This is a genomic window from Brevibacillus fluminis, assembly GCF_052072235.1.
Classification (GTDB): domain Bacteria; phylum Bacillota; class Bacilli; order Brevibacillales; family Brevibacillaceae; genus Brevibacillus_D; species Brevibacillus_D fluminis_A.
On sequence record NZ_CM125436.1, the window covers coordinates 330793 to 349927 of the forward strand.

23 protein-coding genes and 3 pseudogenes are annotated in these 19135 nt (G+C 48.6%); 21 read left to right on the top strand and 5 right to left on the bottom strand.

The window, feature by feature from the left end; genetic code table 11:
- Window positions 1-430: 430 nt before the first annotated feature.
- From ACTID9_RS02020 to ACTID9_RS02045, 6 genes are all read left to right on the top strand, one after another.
- Window positions 431-757, top strand: a complete 327-nt coding sequence (locus tag ACTID9_RS02020; protein WP_441069603.1) for an antibiotic biosynthesis monooxygenase — start codon at window positions 431-433, stop codon at window positions 755-757.
- Between the two features lie 239 nt (window positions 758-996).
- Window positions 997-2616 carry a spore germination protein gene (locus tag ACTID9_RS02025; protein ID WP_441069604.1) on the top strand — a complete coding sequence of 540 codons (1620 nt, stop codon included), beginning with the start codon at window positions 997-999 and terminating at the stop codon, window positions 2614-2616.
- Window positions 2617-2640: 24 nt separating this feature from the next.
- Complete coding sequence (locus ACTID9_RS02030) at window positions 2641-3771, top strand: GerAB/ArcD/ProY family transporter (RefSeq protein WP_441069605.1); 1131 nt, start codon at window positions 2641-2643, stop codon at window positions 3769-3771.
- Window positions 3768-4916, top strand: a complete 1149-nt coding sequence (locus tag ACTID9_RS02035; protein WP_441069606.1) for a Ger(x)C family spore germination protein — start codon at window positions 3768-3770, stop codon at window positions 4914-4916. Before ACTID9_RS02030 ends, ACTID9_RS02035 begins: the two co-directional genes overlap by 4 nt.
- A gap of 14 nt (window positions 4917-4930) precedes the next feature.
- The gene (locus ACTID9_RS02040; RefSeq protein ID WP_441069607.1) at window positions 4931-6052 is read left to right on the top strand and encodes a Ger(x)C family spore germination protein; all 1122 of its coding nucleotides are present in this window, start codon (window positions 4931-4933) and stop codon (window positions 6050-6052) included.
- Window positions 6053-6154: 102 nt separating this feature from the next.
- Window positions 6155-7279, top strand: coding sequence for an NADH-dependent flavin oxidoreductase (locus tag ACTID9_RS02045; protein ID WP_441069608.1), 1125 nt, complete (start codon window positions 6155-6157; stop codon window positions 7277-7279).
- 64 nt (window positions 7280-7343) lie between these two features.
- Here ACTID9_RS02045 and ACTID9_RS02050 read toward each other — a convergent pair whose 3' ends face one another.
- The 3 genes and pseudogenes from ACTID9_RS02050 to ACTID9_RS02060 form a co-directional block, all read right to left on the bottom strand.
- Complete coding sequence (locus ACTID9_RS02050) at window positions 7344-7502, bottom strand: hypothetical protein (RefSeq protein ID WP_441069609.1); 159 nt, start codon at window positions 7500-7502, stop codon at window positions 7344-7346.
- A gap of 47 nt (window positions 7503-7549) precedes the next feature.
- The gene (locus tag ACTID9_RS02055; RefSeq protein WP_441069610.1) at window positions 7550-7714 is read right to left on the bottom strand and encodes an imidazolonepropionase-like domain-containing protein; all 165 of its coding nucleotides are present in this window, start codon (window positions 7712-7714) and stop codon (window positions 7550-7552) included.
- A 220-nt stretch (window positions 7715-7934) separates the two neighbouring features.
- Window positions 7935-8072 (bottom strand): annotated as a pseudogene (locus ACTID9_RS02060) (catalase); the annotation flags it as partial.
- Window positions 8073-8169: 97 nt separating this feature from the next.
- Here ACTID9_RS02060 and ACTID9_RS02065 point away from each other — a divergent pair.
- From ACTID9_RS02065 to ACTID9_RS02095, 7 genes are all read left to right on the top strand, one after another.
- A complete protein-coding gene (locus ACTID9_RS02065; protein WP_441069611.1) occupies window positions 8170-9435 on the top strand; it encodes a TolC family protein in 1266 nt (421 codons plus the stop codon).
- Between the two features lie 142 nt (window positions 9436-9577).
- A complete protein-coding gene (locus ACTID9_RS02070) occupies window positions 9578-10234 on the top strand; it encodes a spore coat protein (protein ID WP_441069612.1) in 657 nt (218 codons plus the stop codon).
- 183 nt (window positions 10235-10417) lie between these two features.
- Window positions 10418-10663, top strand: coding sequence for a spore coat associated protein CotJA (locus ACTID9_RS02075; protein WP_441069613.1), 246 nt, complete (start codon window positions 10418-10420; stop codon window positions 10661-10663).
- The gene (locus ACTID9_RS02080; RefSeq protein WP_441069614.1) at window positions 10642-10911 is read left to right on the top strand and encodes a spore coat protein CotJB; all 270 of its coding nucleotides are present in this window, start codon (window positions 10642-10644) and stop codon (window positions 10909-10911) included. The genes ACTID9_RS02075 and ACTID9_RS02080 overlap by 22 nt, the downstream gene beginning before the upstream one ends.
- 29 nt (window positions 10912-10940) lie before the next feature.
- A complete protein-coding gene (locus tag ACTID9_RS02085) occupies window positions 10941-11510 on the top strand; it encodes a manganese catalase family protein (protein ID WP_441069615.1) in 570 nt (189 codons plus the stop codon).
- 492 nt (window positions 11511-12002) lie between these two features.
- Window positions 12003-12281 (top strand): AbrB/MazE/SpoVT family DNA-binding domain-containing protein, encoded by a 279-nt coding sequence (locus tag ACTID9_RS02090; RefSeq protein WP_441069616.1) that lies wholly within the window; start codon window positions 12003-12005, stop codon window positions 12279-12281.
- 20 nt (window positions 12282-12301) lie between these two features.
- Complete coding sequence (locus ACTID9_RS02095; protein WP_441069617.1) at window positions 12302-12724, top strand: PIN domain-containing protein; 423 nt, start codon at window positions 12302-12304, stop codon at window positions 12722-12724.
- On the opposite strand, the gene ACTID9_RS02100 is transcribed toward ACTID9_RS02095, so the two are convergent.
- Window positions 12693-13064, bottom strand: coding sequence for a hypothetical protein (locus ACTID9_RS02100; protein ID WP_441069618.1), 372 nt, complete (start codon window positions 13062-13064; stop codon window positions 12693-12695). The genes ACTID9_RS02095 and ACTID9_RS02100 overlap by 32 nt on opposite strands.
- Before the next feature lie 594 nt (window positions 13065-13658).
- Between ACTID9_RS02100 and ACTID9_RS02105 the strand changes: the two genes are divergently transcribed.
- The 3 genes and pseudogenes from ACTID9_RS02105 (at window position 13659) to ACTID9_RS02115 (ending at window position 15454) form a co-directional block, all read left to right on the top strand.
- A complete protein-coding gene (locus ACTID9_RS02105; protein ID WP_441069619.1) occupies window positions 13659-14471 on the top strand; it encodes a hypothetical protein in 813 nt (270 codons plus the stop codon).
- A gap of 18 nt (window positions 14472-14489) precedes the next feature.
- A pseudogene (locus tag ACTID9_RS02110) lies at window positions 14490-14845 on the top strand (manganese catalase family protein); the annotation flags it as partial.
- Between the two features lie 363 nt (window positions 14846-15208).
- On the top strand, window positions 15209-15454 hold the full coding sequence (locus ACTID9_RS02115; RefSeq protein ID WP_441069620.1) for a hemoblobin-interacting domain-containing protein: 246 nt from the start codon (window positions 15209-15211) through the stop codon (window positions 15452-15454).
- Window positions 15455-15726: 272 nt separating this feature from the next.
- Here the strand turns inward: ACTID9_RS02115 and ACTID9_RS02120 are convergent, their stop codons facing one another.
- The gene (locus ACTID9_RS02120; protein WP_441069621.1) at window positions 15727-16272 is read right to left on the bottom strand and encodes a hypothetical protein; all 546 of its coding nucleotides are present in this window, start codon (window positions 16270-16272) and stop codon (window positions 15727-15729) included.
- Window positions 16273-16556: 284 nt separating this feature from the next.
- Between ACTID9_RS02120 and ACTID9_RS02125 the strand changes: the two are divergent.
- From ACTID9_RS02125 to ACTID9_RS02145, 5 genes and pseudogenes are all read left to right on the top strand, one after another.
- Window positions 16557-16643 (top strand): annotated as a pseudogene (locus tag ACTID9_RS02125) (manganese catalase family protein); the annotation flags it as partial.
- A gap of 169 nt (window positions 16644-16812) precedes the next feature.
- The gene (locus tag ACTID9_RS02130; RefSeq protein WP_441069622.1) at window positions 16813-17136 is read left to right on the top strand and encodes an ArsR/SmtB family transcription factor; all 324 of its coding nucleotides are present in this window, start codon (window positions 16813-16815) and stop codon (window positions 17134-17136) included.
- Between the two features lie 16 nt (window positions 17137-17152).
- On the top strand, window positions 17153-18208 hold the full coding sequence (arsB, locus tag ACTID9_RS02135; protein ID WP_441069623.1) for an ACR3 family arsenite efflux transporter: 1056 nt from the start codon (window positions 17153-17155) through the stop codon (window positions 18206-18208).
- Window positions 18209-18222: 14 nt separating this feature from the next.
- Window positions 18223-18648, top strand: coding sequence for an arsenate reductase (thioredoxin) (arsC, locus tag ACTID9_RS02140; protein ID WP_441069624.1), 426 nt, complete (start codon window positions 18223-18225; stop codon window positions 18646-18648).
- Between the two features lie 140 nt (window positions 18649-18788).
- Window positions 18789-19070 carry an ArsR/SmtB family transcription factor gene (locus tag ACTID9_RS02145; protein WP_441072360.1) on the top strand — a complete coding sequence of 94 codons (282 nt, stop codon included), beginning with the start codon at window positions 18789-18791 and terminating at the stop codon, window positions 19068-19070.
- The last annotated feature ends 65 nt before the right edge of the window (window positions 19071-19135 follow it).

Here is a 19135-nt window from a genome sequence, read left to right on the forward strand (position 1 = left end):
TACCCCCTCTGTTAAATTGAAAGCATACCTGTGATGTGTGTTTCATGTCTGCACTGCCCTTTCGCTTTTCGCTCACGACGATCCAAAAAATCTACCTGTAAAGACGAAGCATCGACCTGTTACGTTACATATTTCGACATCCCCTATTTGATGGAAAACTTGCGTTGTTCTGCTGCAAAATAATGGCGAATCCACGTAAATCCTCCACATAATCAGTAAGCTCCAAGGACAACCGTACGCTTGGAATTCCGTTGCACTTTGCCATTATAAAACGGTTTGGCACAAATAGTGTTACAAAATAATTACGAAAATCGATCTTTGTCTGTTCGTGCAGGAATTGCACGATAGGAATGTCAATATGCAATTTATTGACAATGATTATTATTATCAATTAACATGAAGAAGAGATTCAATAAAAGGGAGTGGTTTGGTGTTTATTGAAACAAAAACCATCATCGTGAAAGAGGGCAACTCGGACCATATCGTTAACCGATTCAGCCAAAATGGGGCGATTGAAACGATGGAAGGCTTCATCGATTTGAGCGTTCTCGTCAAAAAAGGCAAAAAGGGCGGAGACGAGGAAGTCGTTGTGATGATTCGGTGGGATTCCGAGGAGTCATGGAAAAAGTGGGAACTGAGCGAGGCGCATCTTGAAGGCCATCGTCAGAGCCGTAGCAAGCCAAAGCCTGAATATGTGATCAGCTCCTCCCATGCCAATTATGTGGTAAAAGCAATGAAAGAACCGAGAAGCGAATAATCGAATAATCGGTGGAGCCGTTCCCTTGCTGTAAGGGGGCGGCTTTTTTTATACAGATAGGAATTTGTAAAATTCCTATCCAGTATAAGGGCAACCGCGGCTCCGCCAAAAAGCATGGCGTAGCCAGGTTTTCTAACGTTCTCTATGCAAGAAGTTTATGGGGGGATTGGAATGAAAATGCATTTATTCAGCGCAATTGAAAACAATACCAATTAGGCATGGTTGTGAGGATGGTGATTATGCTTAAAGAATTTTTGCAAAAGCGGCAAGCCCGCGTCGCGGTGAAGCTGAAGGACATGCTTTTTCACCATATCGAAGACAAAATGCAGCCATTGAATCATATCGTCATCTCGAGGAATTTGGAAGAGAATACCGCGAAGGTCCGGGAAATTCTGGGCGCGAGCGATGATCTTGTCGTGCGGGAATTTTGCGTCGGAGCGCATGAGCAGGTGAGAGCAGCCGTTATTTATATCGATGGATTGACGAACAGCGAGGTCATCAACAACTTCATCATCAAAAGCTTGATGTTTGAAACGAGGGATTATGAGCCGAATGTGCTGTTCACCGAGGAAACCTTGCATGAAAAATTCGCGCGTTTCGCCTTGACCATCGGTGAAATCGAGACCGTGGACAATCTCAATAAAGCCATTAAAGGCTTGCTTGCGGGTGATGGCATCGTTTTGATGGATGGATCGGACAAAGCGATCATTCCCAATGTGAAAGGGTGGGAAAAGCGTGGCGTCGAGGAGCCGGAGTCCGAGCATGTCGTGCGAGGGCCGCGCGACGGCTTTTCCGAAACACTTCGCGTCAACACCGCGCAAATTCGCCGGAGGCTCCAGGACCCCGACCTGCGGGTGAAAAATTTGACGGTCGGACGGCGCACGAATACGAACGTGGCCTTGCTTTATATCGAAAGCGTGGCCGACCCGGATTTGGTCAGGGAAGTGGAGCGACGGATCAGGGCGATTGAAATCGATGGGGCGCTGGAGAGCGGATATATCGAGCAGTTCATCGAGGACAGTCATTGGTCGCCGTTTCCCCAGCTGCAAAATACGGAGCGGCCTGACAAGGCAACCTCCAACATTTTGGAAGGGAAAGTCGTGATCATCGTCGACGGTACGCCATTTGCCTTGATCGCGCCGGCGGTGTTCACCCAGTTTTACCAAAGCCCTGAAGATTACTATGAGCGTTTCCTGATCGCGACGCTCATCCGTTTCATTCGCATCGCATCCATGGTAATCGCCTTGCTGCTGCCGTCGCTTTATATCGCCTTCACGGCCTTTCATCCCGAGATGATTCCGTCGAAATTGGTCATCGCGATGGCGGCGGGGCGCGCGACGGTGCCCTTTCCTTCGATTGTCGAGGCGCTGTTGATGGAGATCACGATGGAGATTTTACGCGAGGCGAGCGTGCGGCTGCCAGGGCCGATCGGTCCTACCATCGGCATCGTCGGCGCGCTGGTGGTTGGCGAGGCGGCGGTGCAGGCAGGGATCGTGAGCCCGATCATGGTGATCATCGTGGCGCTTACGACCATCGGATCGTTCGCTTCTCCGTCGTACAGCGCCGCGATCGCATTGCGCATGCTGCGCTTTCCGATCATGTTCATCGCCTCGATTTTTGGTTTGTACGGGATCATGCTCGCGGTTATTTTGATTGTGATCCATCTGTGCTCGCTGAAATCGTTTGGCGTGCCGTACATCACTCCTTTTTCCCCGCGCAAATTCCTGGACATGAAAGATTCGATTATCCGTGTGCCGCTGTATTGGATGAACAGGCGCCCCAGTTTTCTGAGCACGGGCGATACGCTCCGCACGACCAATACGGCGGGGCCGGAAGGCAAGATCCCACCCAAGCTTTGAGTAAAAGAGAAGAGGTGAGAGCACATGAACCAAACCAGCAAAGGTGCATACATCATGTCTCCGTCCCAAGTCATGTCGCTGATCACCAGCACGACGATCGGCGTCGGGGTGCTGACGCTGCCGCGAACGGTCACCCAGTCTGCACATCAAGCCGGGTGGATTTCGGTATTGGTTGGCGGCCTGCTCTCGATGGCCGTGCTTTGGATCATTGTGAAAGTGGGGCAAAAATATCCGCATGCAACCCGCATTTATAGCGGTTCCAACCCCTTGCTGGCGAAAATGATCGCGATGCCCAGTGTGATCACGTTCGTCTTGTTCTGGATCTTGACAACAGCCGGAACGGCACGCACGTTCGGCGAGGTGGTCGTGACCGCCGTTTTGGTGAAAACACCTTTGGAAGTCATCGTATGGAGCATGTTGATAGCGGGTTTCATCCTGGTGATGTACGACATCGAGGTGATGGTGCGTGTCCACGAGACGCTTCTGCCCATCCTCGTCATCCCCTTGCTGGTCATCGCGATCCTTGCCTTTCAAAGCGCCGAATTCATCCGCTTGATGCCGCTGTTTTCGTTTGACTGGAAAGGGTTACTCCTCGGGGTGATGGCTTCGTCCTTTGCCTATCAGGGCTATGAACATGTTGGATTGTATTTGGAACATATCGATTTCGGGAAAAAAGAATCGAGAAGAGCCGCGGTTTTTGGCCTGATCTACCCGATGATGACCTATGTGCTCATCGTTATCGCCGGGATCGCATCTTTCGGCTATGAAGAGCTGCAGCGGCTGATGTGGCCGACCCTTGAGCTGGTCAAAACGACGGAGGTGCCGGGGCTTATTTTGGAGCGGCTGGAGTCGGCTTTCCTGGGGGTATGGGTAGCGGCGGTGTTCACGACGGTGGGGAGCGGCTTCTTTTCTTCCTGCTTCGCGCTGCAAAAATTGTTGAACATGCGGTCGCACCGTTATATCGCCATCGGCATGCTGCCGTTGCTTTACTATTTAGCGATGTGGCCGGACAATGTCCACCAGTTGTTTCATTACTTGAAGTGGATCGCATTGCTCGGCTTGGTATTAAATCTGTTGATCCCGGTGATTTTGTTGGTCCTCGGCATGGTGCACCAGGAAAGGGCCGTTAGCCAGCAAGGTGATGGACAGCCATGAAACCGATGCGTTTGTCATGTTTGCTCGCGGCTGCCAGCCTGATGCTCCTGTTGACGGGATGCTGGGACCGCGAAGAAATTGATGAGCGGACGTCTGTGGTGGCGATGGCGATCGATAAGGCGAAAGATCTGCCGGGCAGGCTGCGGCTGTCCATCCAGATTCCGATCTCGAAACGAATTGCCGGTGCAGGAGCGGCCAAATCATCGGGAGGTGGAAAAGAAGCGGTGATCGTGATGAGCTCCACGGGCTATACGCTGGCGGAAGCGACGCGGAATTTGCAAAAGCGGCTGAACCGGGAGTTGTTTTTAGGCCATACGCGGGTTGTGGCAATCAGTGAGGAAGTCGCCAGGGAAGAAGGGCTTGACACCGTAATCGATGCGCTGCGGCGAACACCGCAGATTCGTCGCCTGCTCTGGCCGGTCATTGTGAAGGGCGAGGCTTTGCGGGTGCTTACTTCCAATCCAAAGCTTGAGCAAATCCCCATCATGTTTCTCATGGATCTGTTGACCAACAATTCAAAAATGGAAACGATCCCCGATATGACGCTCGGTACGTTCTTCATCAATCTTTCCGACTCGTCGCGGGAGCCCGGAATGAACATCGTGCAGGCGACAAAGGACGAGATCAAATGGGTCGGCCTTGCTGTATTCAAAGAGAGCAAGATGGTCGCGGAGCTTTCCCCGCAGGAGGTCGTACCGCTTTTGCAGATCCGGGATGAAAAAAAGGGGGGAATCATGTCGGTTCCCTGCGAAAAAAATTCCAAGCTCCAGGTGTCGTATTTGCCGAAATCGATCACGACCAAAAAACAGATTGTGACGGTTCGCGGGAAGAAAACGGTGCAGGTGCAAGTGACGCTTGAAGGAGACATTATGGAATCGCAATGCAGGATCGATTTCACGAAACAGGAAAACATTAAAAAATATCAGCAGTTGTTTGAAAAAAGTATGGAAGAGCGCGCGGTAAAGCTGGTGACAAAGGTACAGAAGGAGCTCAAGCAGGATGTATTCGGCTTCGGGACGCTGGACCGGGCGCATTCCAGGCATTGGAGCCACGAAAAGTGGAAAAAGGAATTTTTATCATTGAAAACAACCGTACGCTATGACGTGTTGATACGTCGAACCGGAATGGAAGTGTGGACCAAATGATGGGGAAACACGGAATGACTTGCATGGTTCTGCTGCTGGCCATGACTCTCCTCAGCGGCTGCTGGGACAGTCAGGAGCTGGAGCATCGGACATCTGTTGTAGCCTTCGGCATTGAACGCTCACAGACCAATGGGCAGCTCATGCTCACAATCCAGATCCCCATCGCGCAAAAAATCATGGGTGGCATGGGCGGAATCAGAGGGCAGGAGGCCATCCGGGTGATGAGCGCGACAGGCAAAGACTTGCGAGAGGCGAATGCCCATTTGCAGATGCGGCTGAACCAGGAGCTTTTTTACGGACATGCCCGGATCTTGGTGATCAGTGAGGAGATGGCGAGAGAAGGGATCGACAAAATTCTCGATCCGTACCGACGGTCGCCGCAGGTCAGGCGCTTGATGTGGCCGATGGTCGTCAAAGGCTCGGCTCGGGAATTGCTGCTGGCCAACCCCAAGATCGAGCAAATCCCGACAATCTTCATCATCGACCTGCTTCGCAACGGGGCTCGCAGCGGCTTGATTCCCGATATCACGCTGGGGAAGGTATTCAACGATTATTCGGATCAGAGCATTGAAATGACGATGCATTACGTGTTGGCAAAGGAAAAGGAATTCAAATGGCATGGACTTGCGGTTTTTCGCGGCGACAAGCTGAGGGGAAGATTAACAGACGACGAGGTATGGTCGCTGCTTCAGCTGCGGGACGAAAAAATCGCCGGTCAGCTGGACGTTCCTTGTGAACAAACCCAAAAGGATCCCAGGAAGCTGGCGACCTTCCGCCCGAAAGCGATTCAGGTCAAAAAGTCGATCACGCCGAAAGGAAATTCGTACCGTGCCCAGTATCATGTGAGGCTGGAGGGGGACATTATCGAATCGCGCTGCCAGGTGGATTTCAGCCAGCCCCAAAATATCGAGCGCCTGCAGAAGGAATTGAACAAAGAAGGCGAAAGGCGGGCGAAGCGTTTGTTTGCCAAGCTTCAAAACGAGTACCATTCCGATGTATTGGGGCTGGGTATGCTGGCGAGAGCGACACAGCCGCATTGGTGGAACGCGAAAATGTGGCAGAAGACGTTTTCGGAGGGGTATATTCAGGCCACCTATGATGTACGCATTCGGCGGACGGGCATGGAGATGCATTGATCAAACACTTCGACGCAGGCGGCATTCTTGTTTACCGTTATAAAAGTAACTATAATTATTACAGTAAAGATGAAGAGACAGATTCAGGGAGGACGTTTGCTGATGAATCCAAAATATAGCCCGTTCTTTGAGTCGCTTACGCTGAAAAGCGGAATTGCGTTGAAAAACCGCATCGTGCTGGCGCCGATGACGACGATCTCCGGGAACGAGGATGGAACGGTTTCCGATGCTGAGCTGCGGTATTATGCGCGCAGATCGAAAGGCGTGGGAATGGTTGTGACAGCGTGCACGTATGTTACGCCAAATGGAAAAGGGTTTTCGGGGGAGTTCGCTGCGTACAGCGATGCGTTTATCCCCAGCCTGCAGCGTCTTGCCGCCACGATTAAAGAGCAGGGGGCAAAAGCGATCCTGCAAATGTTTCACGGAGGCAGGGAATGTCCGCCCGCTGTTGTCCCCAATGGCGTAGTCGTGAGCGCCAGCGCGGTGCCGAGCTTGCGGAACGCTGCAGTCGTCCCGCAAGCGCTGACGGATGATGAGGTGGCCGGAATCGTTAAAGATTTTGGCGAGACGACGCGCCGGGCAATCGAGGCAGGCTTTGATGGCGTCGAGATTCACGGTGCCAATGGCTACCTGATCCAGCAGTTCTTCTCCCCGCATTCCAACCGTCGCGATGACCGTTGGGGCGGAAGTGTCGAAGGACGCCTGGCGTTCCCGCTTGCGGTCGTTGATGAGGTGAAGCGGGTGGTAGCAGAGCATGCGAAAGCGCCGTTTGCCGTCGGTTACCGTTTTTCGCCGGAGGAAGCCGAAGAGCCGGGGATCACGATGGCGGATACGTTCGTTCTTGTTGATGCGCTGGTGGAAAAAAATCTCGATTACCTCCATGTGTCGCTCAATGACTTCTGGTCCAAGCCGCGCCGCGGGGTCGAGGACACGTCGCGCTCCCGGATCGAGTTGATTTTGGAACGTGTGGGCAACAAGGTGCCGGTGATCGGCGTCGGCTCTCTGTACACGCCTGACGATGTCGCCAAAGCGATGCAAACCGGCGTGCCGCTGATCGCCTTGGGGCGTGAGCTTGTGGTGGAGCCGGAGTGGGTGGAAAAAGTCGCGGAAGGCCGCGAAGCGGATATTGCCACGACCTTGACGCGCGACGATCAGGAGAAGCTGTCGATTCCTGACCAGATGTGGGGGATGATCGTCCATACGCCAGGCTGGTTTCCATTGGTGTAGGGAAGAATGAAAAACGAGGGCCGTCGGTTGCTGCTGACGGCCCTCGTCCATTGAAGCAAAACTGCTAGGGTGTAAGCTCCTCCGCATCGAAATGAATCTGCGGCGGCGCCTCGCGGAGCGGCAGGGAGTGCTTGTGCTCGTTCAGTACGGCAACCAGGTCAGCCATACTTTTTACCCGTGGATAGCCGAGGTCAATCCATGTATGACACATACCGTGCATCATCAGATGCGCGTGCGGGTCAATAAAGCCGGGAAGGAGACATTGCCCTTTCAGATCGATTTCGGTGGCATCGTCCCCGCCAATGCTTGGCGGCAGTCTGCAAGCGAGCCGACGCCGACGATTCGGTCGCCCCGAACGGCGATTGCTTCCGCTGCTTCCGCTGCCGTCATCGTTAAAATGGAACCGCCATGGAACAAAAAAGCTTGCTTTGTCATTGTGATTTTCCTCCCTGTATAGGTGACTTGTTTCTCGTGCAAAGGTAAAAAAGCAAGAACTGCGCCAAGTGCGTAAACGGTCGGCAACATGCGAGCGGAAACGGGAAACGACAGGGATTTGTTTGCGAAAAAAGGTGTTTCCTATACAGAATGGTATAAGTCACGATACGAATCTGTATAGGAATGCATAGAAAAAATGCCAGCGGCGCAATATCCGTGGTACCAGGACGCCAATACCGAAAGCTGCTTGTTCAACCTCGGCGCAATAGTTTATCGGGTTCCGGTTCAGCACCATTTTACCGCTACGCAGAAACGGGAAATGCTCGACCGGCCGCAGTTTCGTCGGGTCGAGCAGATCGAGAGCATCGTGCGGGCCGCATGGCGTGCCAATTCAAAGAGAAAACAAATCTTCAGATTAAATAATAGGCATAATTGATGTCCTAGGAGGAATGAGGATGCGTTTGCCCTTTTCAAATAAAGCCTGGTTTGCCCTTTCGATAGCAGCAACCTGCATGTTGGCCGCCACGCCCGGCTGGGCTGATAATAGTGCCAGTGACAAAAAAGAAGATACCGTGTCTGTCGCAAATGCGATGACTGCCGGTGCGGCGACCGGTTCACAAACTTCCGCAACAGGAGCCATCGCGACAACATCCGCTGCGGTCACAACAACCAACACGGCGGCCGCCCCTGGTACTTCAGCAACCGATGCGGTAAGCGACAACACCTTGACATTGGCCAAAGCGATCGAGATCGGCTTGCAATCGAACTCCAGCTTGCGCTCGCTGCGCCTGCAGATCGATTCGGCGGATACCAACGCGATTTTGGTCAATTCGCAAATCAAAAAGATTTCCGCAGATGATATCGACTCCCTTGATGCCGCCAAATCGAAGTATTACAAAGACCAGCAAAACAAAATGTCGCAGCAAATTAACGATCTGTCCTATAAAGCGACGGAGAGCAAAACAAAGCTGCAAATCCAGAAGCTCTATTACGACTGCCTGAACGCGCAGGCCGAGCTGGAGCAGCAGCAGCGCAGCGCGGAGCGCATCCAGAAAAACCTGGATATGGTCAACACCAAGCTGAAAGCGGGTACAGTGCCAAAAACCGACTTGCTGTCCGCACAGGTGAGCGTGACGAATGCGAAGGCATCTTTGCTCAGCGCGCAAAATGCGGTAACGGTCGCCTTCTTGAACTTGAACAACTACCTGGGTGTCGATTTGGACAAAAAGTGGACGTTGGTCAAGGAAACGCAGCTGACGAAGCCGACAATTGGCAGCCTGGATGAGGCGTTGAAGCAAGCTGGCGAAAAGCGTTACGAAATTCAGCAAAAGCAAAACGAGATCCAGCTCGCCGAATTGAATGTCGAGCTGTTCCAAAAGTATTCGGCCCTGTCGACCTATCAAGGCTCCATGGCAAAAAATGATCTGGAAGCGACGAAAATCGATCTGGAGGATACGAAACGCAGCATTGAAGTGGAAGTAAAACAGGCGTATTTCAATATGGAAGCATCCCTGTCCAGCGTCGACATGTACAAGGAGTCGCAGGCTATGGCGGAAGAAAATTTCCGCGCAGCACAGATTCGCTATGAGAACGGGTTGTCCACTTCTCTGGATGTTGTGCAGGCGGAGGAAGAGCTGACCAAAACGGAAAACCAGTACAACAAGGCAGTCAACAGCGCGAACATTTCCGTCGTGACCTTCCAGAATGCGATCGGGGAGTAAGCGGCAGCTGTCCCTCATGGATTGAGTCGAACGCCGGCTTCGACCGGTGTAATACAGATGCGGATTACGTCCCCGTTACATAATTGTCCGGGGCGCGGGTGAATACTAAATCCGGTTCAATTCACCAACAGGAGGGATTACCATGGCTGCGCAAATGGGTGCACATGAGGTAATGGAGCTGCATGAGGTTTTAAGCGGGACGATCAATGCGATCAATACATTCGAGCTGTACCGTCCGTATGTGAAGGACCCGCAACTGATGGCGCTTTTGGACCGCCATCTGCAATTCATGACACAGGAGTACAATAATCTCGCCCAGGCTGTCAATCAGCAAGGGATGGGCGCTGCGATGGGCGTGCCGTATCGCGCGCCTAAAATGATGAACCCCGTCATGGGGCTGCACCAGCCAAAGCCGCAGCATCCCAACGCTTCCGCCCATGAAATGAGTGATGAGGATGTGGCCTGCGGCATGCTCGGGTGTCACAAGGCTTCGGCAAGCATGCAAATCGTGGCGACCCAGGAGATCGTGCATCCCCAATTGCGCCGCATGGTGCAGCAAGGAGCAGTCAACTGCTCGGAGATGTCGTATGAAGTATTCCAGTACATGAATCAAAAAGGGTACTACCAGGTTCCGACGTTGGCCGATGTGACAACCAACACCGCGACTACCATGTATCAGCCGACGACGATGGTGCCGACCGGCATGCAGCCAGCCCCCATGCAGCAAATGATGCAAGCGCCAATGATGCAGCAGCCGCTCATGCAGAATCAGCAGCAGACGTATCAAACACATATGTAAACGCAATTGAAAAAACGGATGATCGACCCCGCCTTGCGATAAGGCGGGGTTTTTCCTATACAGATAGCCAGGTTTTCTAATTGTCCCGCCAAAATTATGGGTATTCGCCCTTGCACCGCCTACTGGGTGTTTGACATATAGTAAAGGGTCTAGTCGATTTCTTTGTCGAGGAGGTAATGTACGTTGCAATCGCAGGAAAGAGTCTGGTTTCCTTTTGTCGGCCCCTACGATCCATGCCCGCCGGAGCGCATCAAAAGCTATGTGATTCCCCCAAACCTGACGATGGGATTTCAGCCGTGTGATCTCCCGCAGTATTCGGCTATGGAAGCGCTCGGCGTGGGGACGTTGTGGCCGGCCTTTTTTAGTCCGTATCGGAGCAATCGGGGAAGAGGGAGGGTGACGACGGAATGTCGGACCGAATCGAGGTAGATGAGCAATACTATCGCATGCTGGAGCAGCTCCAAGCAGTTGATTTCGTATTGTGTGAATTGAATCTGTATTTGGATACGCATCCGGATGACGCAGGTGCCGTGCAGCAATATAACCAAAACGTCCAGGAGCGTTGGCGGCTCGCTCATGAGTTCGAGTGCCAATACGGCCCGTTGATGAACCTGGGACACAGCTATTCCGCATGCCCGTGGCAATGGGTGGATTTGCCTTGGCCCTGGCAGGTATAAAGATAGAGCAGTAGGAGGAGTAAATCGCGATGTGGATTTATGAAAAAAAATTACAATATCCCGTTCGAGTCAGCAAGTGCGATCCGAGAATGGCCAAATTCCTCATTGAGCAATATGGGGGATCCGACGGAGAATTGGCTGCTGCTTTGCGTTATTTGAATCAACGCTATACCATTCCCAACAAGGTTATCGGCCTGCTGACAGATATTGGCACTGAGGAATTTGCCCACCTTGAAATGATCGCGACCATGGTTTACAAGCTTACCAAAGACGCGACGCCGGAAGACATGGAAGCAGCGGGCTTGGGTGCACACTACGCCAATCATGACAAGGCGCTGTTTTACGAAAATGCCGCAGGGGTGCCATGGACGGCTGCCTATATTGCGTCAAAAGGCGATCCGATCGCCGATTTGTATGAAGACATCGCCGCCGAAGAAAAAGCGCGGGCGACGTATCAATGGCTGATCGATATGACGGATGATGTCGATTTGCAGGATAGTTTGAAATTTTTGCGCCAGCGGGAGATTATTCATGCGCAGCGGTTTAGTGAAGCTGTAGAGATTTTGAAGGAAGAGCAGGGGAGACAGAAGTTTTTTTAGCGTGATGGAAGAGGGGAGCCGAAGGGCTCTCCTTTTTTTTCGTATAAGACTTCCATAAAAATAGAGGGAACCATGTATTTTATTCTTGACATCGATCTTTTCCCCCTTCGGTTTACGACCACGGGTGGAGCTACCAGGAAAGCGAGGAGTCGACCAGCCAGTAGCAACGGGGGCGGTGGTCGGCACGGCCAGAGATATGAGAGCAGCAGGTAGCTAGGGCGTCGTATGCGAATAGGGACTGTTTGGCTGTAGGAATGTTAATGAAAGTTTTACTTTTGTAGTTGCATTTACATTACGATGTCATCTTTGTATAATGATAAGTAGGAATAGCAAGACTATGTAAGTGATATAATATTAAGGTATTAATTTTTAGAAGTTGGATATTAATTTTTTGTAAGAAGAAACTAAAGGATAATTATTTAATGAACTCCAGTATGCTATTGAACCAACTACGGAACATTTTTTCAGAATATTCATTTAAGGGGTATGGGCATGAGAAAAGGGGCACAAGAAAGGATGGTTGCAACTAGCAAACTGTCAGCCAAGGGCCAGGTAGTTATTCCGGCAGAGATTCGTAAAATTATGGGGTTAGAGGAAGGGGATAGTGTTAGATACATCATCAATGGTGATGGAGAAATCAAACTTGTACCTATAAAAAGGGCCTCTGTACTGGATCTTTTTGGTTCTCTGCAACCAACAAAGCCTGTATCGCGTGATTTTGCAGAGATGCGGGATAAAATGCGTGAGGCGAGAGAGGAAAAATACCGGTAAGAAGGGAACGGGTTTAACGCGTGAGCACACGGCATTTACTCGATACAAACATTCTGATTCGCTACTTAACCAACGACCACGAAACGCATTCACCGCAAGCATTGCAACTTATGAGACGTGCAGTTGATGGAGAACTGGTGCTTTATCTTGATTCGTTAGTGTTGGCAGAGAGCGTGTGGGTACTGCAAAAAGTGTATGAGTTCCCACGAAATAAAATTGCTACTACACTCATGCGGTTGGTGGAATTTGAAGGAATTGAGTCACCTGATAAGAGAAGCATGACTTTGGCCTTACAGCTATATGAGCAGCATAATGTAGATTATGCTGATGCGTATCTCGCTGCAAAAGCAGAAATCATGGGTGATATTCAGGTCGTGACCTTTAATACAAAGGATTTTAACAAGCTGGGAGTCAATAACTGCAAACCCGAGGAAATCGAGTAGGATAAAAACACGTTGCTACCATGCAGCGTGTTTTTGGTTTGCAATATATGTGTGGCACATACCGGGACGGAAATTGATAAAAAAAGAAACCCTCCGTGCGGAGAGCATCGATTGTCATTTTTCCTAACGGCCGTGTTTCCATGAATTCATGCTCCACCGTTCCGACGATGTTCTGATTTTCGAGAGCAGTCAATGAACCGGTACTGTTGATATTGCTGGAGGAGTTTGAGTCTATTTTGATCGTGTTGTTACTGGTAGCGGTGGCAACTGCGATTGCCCCTGCCTGCTGGGGTTGGCTAATTTGCCCGCCATCACCGTTCCCACCTGATGATAAACTCATGTTATTACCTCCCTTCGGTTGAGTATTTCTAAAATTTTGAAAGTAATGTAAAACTAATTTACCCCTTACATCGAGGGTGGTGTCAGCGACGCTGGTAGGGATCCTGCCAATATTTCGTTGGCGGGACCCCAGCTACAAAAGCGAGCACGTCCCCGGCGATTTACCCTCCCTGTTCCATTGATTGGCGGGAGCATTTACAACAGAGTCTCCAGGAATGTATTGAAGAGCATGTCTTAAGGGAAGGCGGGACCGTCAGAAAGACTTTGGAAATAAGGTTTTTTCGTGTATATATCCTTAACTTAACTATGGATATATGCGTCTCCCCTCCAGTAAGGATCAGTTGCATTTTTAGGTATCATGTACATTTTTTCTGACGGAAGCCATTACTTATGAATCGAAAATCGTTATCATGGATACAATGTTGGCGCGTAAGAATTTGCCCACCTTGAAATGATCGCGACCATGGTTTATAAACACACAAAGAATGAATATAGTAGCTCGTCTGTCAATCACCATACCCTTCTAGGGCTTTTAGAGGCTGGTGCAAACGGTAACTATACCTTCTATAGAAAAGAAAGACAGGTGATCTTACAAATGGAATTAAAAATTGAGACTGTTGATGAATTTATTGTTTTAGGAGTACCAGCTGAACGTGATGGTCAAGTGAATTCTATTTTATGGGCCTATCCATATGTGAAAAACCCTGATCACACTTATTATGTCTACGATACAGGTTCTACGATTTGCGGAAAAATGGTATCGAATGCAAGTGTTCCACCCGATGGATGCCAGTTTATCACAATACCCAAAGGAACGTATGCCGTATATCATGAAGATGATAGCCAGCATATAAGAGACATGTTGGCAAAAACCCACTATAAAGTATCAAGACAATTTCATTATTGGCTTACATTTGTCCAAAACCACACCATGCAAACGTTTATATACATGCCAGTCGATTACAGCGAAGACCTTGTCAACATTACCAAGCTTCCTCACTTGCCACAAAAGGAATCAACTTCAGTAAGAGATGCGTACATCCGCGCTTTTTTTGACACAGATAGTGAGGACTACCGTAAACACCATTTTCAACTATATTGGAATCAGGGAGTTGGCTATCTTTGGGGCTTCCTGAAAAGTCCATTCACCTCAGTTCATCTTGAGGATGTGAAGCAATTTTTACAGCAAAAAGAGAAGGTATTGTTCTTCTGGGATAGTCCTAGCCACATTGGAACAGAGGTTAGCCGGAAGTATGTCTATCAAATGCAACCCCAAAACCTGCTGAACCACTATGAACGATTTACAGACGATTTATACATTTTTGATGAGACACTCACATGGACCGCCGTTATCTCTCATGAATCGAATGCCGACGGTTTCCGTTGCAGGATCGTAGAAAGCCCGTAGTTAATAAAAAAATACACAGCTACACTGGTTTACAAGCTCACCAAAGACGCGACGCCGGAAGACATGGAAGCAGCGGGCTTGGGTGCACACTACGCCAATCATGACAAGCGCTGTTTTACGAAAATGCCGCAGGGGTGCCATGGACGGCTGCCTATATTGCGTCAAAAGGCGATCCGATCGCCGATTTGTATGAAGACATCGCCGCCGAAGAAAAAGCGCGGGCGACGTATCAATGGCTGATCGATATGACGGATGATGTCGATTTGCAGGATAGTTTGAAATTTTTGCGCCAGCGGGAGATTATTCATGCGCAGCGGTTTAGTGAGGCTGTAGAGATTTTGAAGGAAGAGCAGGGGAGACAGAAGTTTTTTTAGGATGCATGGAAAAGGAGCCTGTGGCTCTCAGGCTGTCGGGCGTCCGAGCTGGGCAAAGTGTCGCAGCTGATTTGGCGCGTTCCAGCCAGTTACACAGGTTCACATAGCGCTCTTTCCAAACGGAGGGGGCGTTTTTTCATGGGAAGACACTGAGGCAGCACCCTGCAAACTGTTGTTCATAATTTGTTCAATGTTGAATGCTACATTGAATATTGGGGAAATAAGAGACTATATGAGTAAGTAGGATCGAGATTCTACAGTTGATGGAACGCCGTGTGCGATGAAAGTCGCCCGCACGGTGTAGGCTCGTTATAAGCTCGGAAGGGATAAGACGAGAATAGCAATATTTCGAACGCACCAAATTTGTCGCCTTCAACATATTCGCCTACTCAGCTTGTACTAACTTTTACAGATAACGAGCAGTGGAGATACAGTATTACCGCCATAAAAATTGATGGCCAGTTTGTACTGAATGTTAGTGATATATTCACCGCTGGGCAGATATCGATCACCTTGCCGCAACCGCCAACTCCGGGAAACCATGTAGTTGTCATAGAAGCACTTGGTTATGCTGATGTTACTGTAAATGCTACATACAATGGTTTGTAGTAGATAAAAGAGGAGCTGCAGCCGCGGCTCTTCTTTCTTTTTACACCATGACCAGAGTTGCCATGTGCCGAGTATGTTCCACTCGCAGATGATGAAACAAGGTGTCGTTGGCAGATTTGTAATGACTGCCAGTTTGTTTACACCGAGCGCCAAGGAGTATGCCCGAGGGTTTGGAAATGAATTGATGGAGTATCAAGTGTAAATGTAAAAACCGGCAACCACCCAATTCACGGATGAAGAGGGTGGTTGCCAATTTTTCACAAGAACTTATTTTACTTCAATAAATTCGACAGTTGCTGCTTGAGAGAGTCCACTTGTTTTCCGAGTGCATCTATTTGACTTTTTAGTGCTCTGAGTTCAGAAACTTTTATTGTAATTTTATCATCATTTGGGTTGAATAAATTTACAAATGCAAGAGGTGAGCTAAGGAAAGATTCCCATTTGCCAAGTTTGTCACTGTTTTTTCCGAAATTGAATGTGTATGAACCTGTGTTTTTATAGGTTGGAGATTCCAACGGAGTTTCCATCAACTGTTTAAACGTACGATGTGACAAAATGATATACCGAGTCGGTTCCGGCTCAATTAAAGCAAAAACATAATAGCGAGTGGAGTCATCCTCTCCGAATTCCGACTCCTTAATGGTAAAAGAATATCCGGTAGCAGATGTATGTTTGCTGTATTTAAGCACGTACTCAAACTCAACATTTCCATCGGTAATTTTAACGATTTTCGAATTATCCACCAAATTAATCCCCTGTGCCCGTAACACTTCAGCGAAATCGTCACGAACCTTGCGCGAAATATCAATCGTGCTCATTAAGATCAACTACCTTCCTTTTGTGTAATTATTAAAACCCCTATATAAAATATAAATCATCAAGGTATTATCTGTCAACCAAATTGTTATCCCTCTTCACGTACACAGATAAGTTTCGCGATTTCGTTCGTACCCATGATTGGAAAAATGCTAAAACACATGATTGATTGCCAATGTAAAAAGCCCTCCTCGATGGAAGGGCGTTTCTTGTAGTGGATGTAAAAGCAATACATGTATATTTTTGTAAATGTGCTTGTCTTATTCACCGATAACTATAGTGTGCTGAGGAATTTGCCCACTTTGAAATGATCGCGACGATGCTTTACAAGCTCACCAAAGACGCGACGCCAGAAGACAGGGAAGCGGCGGGCGACGTATCCATGGCTGGACGAGCAGTTTTTTAGGAAACATGGAAAGGGAGCTAGGTGGCTCTCTTTTATTATGGATTCATCTTTTGTTTACACAATCTATGCAATTTACTATAATAATATAGCCATATGACTATATTATTATTTTGGAAGTGAGGAGGGAGTTCTCAATATGGAATTTACGAAATTAGCGAATGCCTTAAAAGCACTTGGCGATCCGACGCGGTTAAAAATCATTGCTCTGTTGAACATGCGTGATTGGTGTGTTTGCGAGTTCGTGCCGATCTTCGGCATATCTCAGCCATCCATTTCAAAACACATGAGTCGGTTGAAAAGCGAGAACCTGGTCACTGAGCAAAGAAAAGGACAATGGGTTGTTTATTCGTTGAATCGAAAACAGTTTGAGGAGATCGGATATTCACTTCGTCATCTCCCGGATTTTTCAGCTGACATAAAGAAATTAGAGGAGCAAGGGTTGCTCGTGACATGTGAGTAGAAGGGAGTGTTCAATCGTGAGTGAAAAAGTTGGGAAGCGGTTATCTTTTCTCGATCGTTATTTGACGTTGTGGATTTTCGTAGCAATGGCCGTGGGGATTGGGGCAGGCTTTCTTTTTCCAGGTCTCGTGACTACGCTTGAAGGATATCAAACGGGGACCACTTCGATTCCAATCGCAATCGGATTGATTCTGATGATGTATCCGCCATTAGCAAAGGTACGATACGAGGAATTGGGAAAAGTATTTCGAGACGTGAAAATATTGGGATTATCCCTCGTTCAAAACTGGGTGATCGGCCCGATTCTTATGTTTGTTTTGGCAATTGTATTTTTAAAGGGTTATCCGGAATATATGGTAGGGCTCATCATGATTGGATTGGCTCGCTGCATCGCAATGGTTATCGTGTGGAATGACCTCTGCAAAGGTGATAGTGAATATGCGGCTGGTCTGGTCGCGTTCAATTCCATCTTCCAAGTGTTGTTTTACTCGGTTTACACCTATGTATTCATCACGGTTTTGCCTGACTGGTTTGGGCTGCAAGGGATGGTGGTTGACATCGCTATACAAGAGGTTGCAAAGAGTGTGTTCATTTATTTGGGCATCCCGTTCCTTGCGGGGATGATTACACGTTATTCGCTTGTGAAAATGAAAGGGCGCGATTGGTATGAGAAAGTGTTTCTCCCCAAAATCAGCCCGATTACGCTAGCGGCGCTCTTATTTACGATCATCGTAATGTTCTCGTTAAAAGGGGAAGTCATTGTCGCATTGCCGCTTGATGTAATTCGAATCGCCATTCCGTTGCTTATTTACTTTGTGGTCATGTTCTTGGTTTCGTTTCTTATGGGGAAAAAAGCAGGAGCGAGCTATTCCGTTACTTCCACACTGGCTTTTACGGCTGCGAGCAATAACTTTGAGTTAGCGATTGCGGTAGCAGTCGGAGTCTTCGGGATTCATTCGGGAGCTGCTTTCGCGGCGGTTATCGGGCCATTAGTGGAGGTCCCGGTCATGATTGCTTTCGTGAATATCGCTTTGTGGTTCCAAAGGAAATACTTTCAAAAAACTGTCTCGTAAAAAGGAGAATGAACATGGAGAAGAAACCGCTCGTCTATTTTCTTTGCACAGGTAACTCATGCAGAAGTCAAATTGCAGATGGATTCTTACAGGCTCTCGGATCGGACAAGTATGAAGTGAAGAGTGCCGGCCTTGAGGCGCATGGATTAAATCCACGTGCCGTACAGGTCATGAAAGAAGCCGGCGTTGACATTAGCTCGCATACATCGGATGTGATTGATCCAGAGATATTGAATCGCGCCGACTATGTCATTACACTCTGCGGTCATGCGGATGAGCAGTGCCCGCTCATACCAAATAAAAACGTAGTGAAATGGCACTGGGGATTCGACGATCCAGCAAAGGCAACGGGGACCGAAGAAGAAATAATGGCGAGCTTCCGAAGCGTTCGTGACTCCATAAAAACGAGAATTGAAGTTTTTCTAAAAAACGGCAAATAAATTCTATCAAAAAAAATTGATGTTTACCGTTGCAATTGGATAAAATAGGTGATACACTTTGATCATCAAAAAAAGTTGATGGAGGTGATCTCACGTTGAAGGAACTACCGATTGTCAACAATATCGATGACACGCTCGAGATGTATGAAGCAAAGTTCAAAGCCTTGGCGGATAAGAAAAGGTTACAGATCATGTACGAACTTACACAGCGTGGAAAGACATGCGTCTGTGATCTGGCCGAATCAATTGACATGGCTCAATCCAAATTGTCTTACCATCTGAAGATACTGTTAGATGCAAACCTCTTAAAAAAAGAAACCGAGGCAACGATGAATTACTATCAGCTCAATCATAAAGAGGTCAACCATCTGTTATCTGAGGAGCTTTGTTGTCTGTTCAGGTCTGAAAACAATTGCTGCTAATTTTTTTCATCACTTCATCAATTTTTTTTGATTTAAACATCAAAATATATTGATATTAGGGGGCA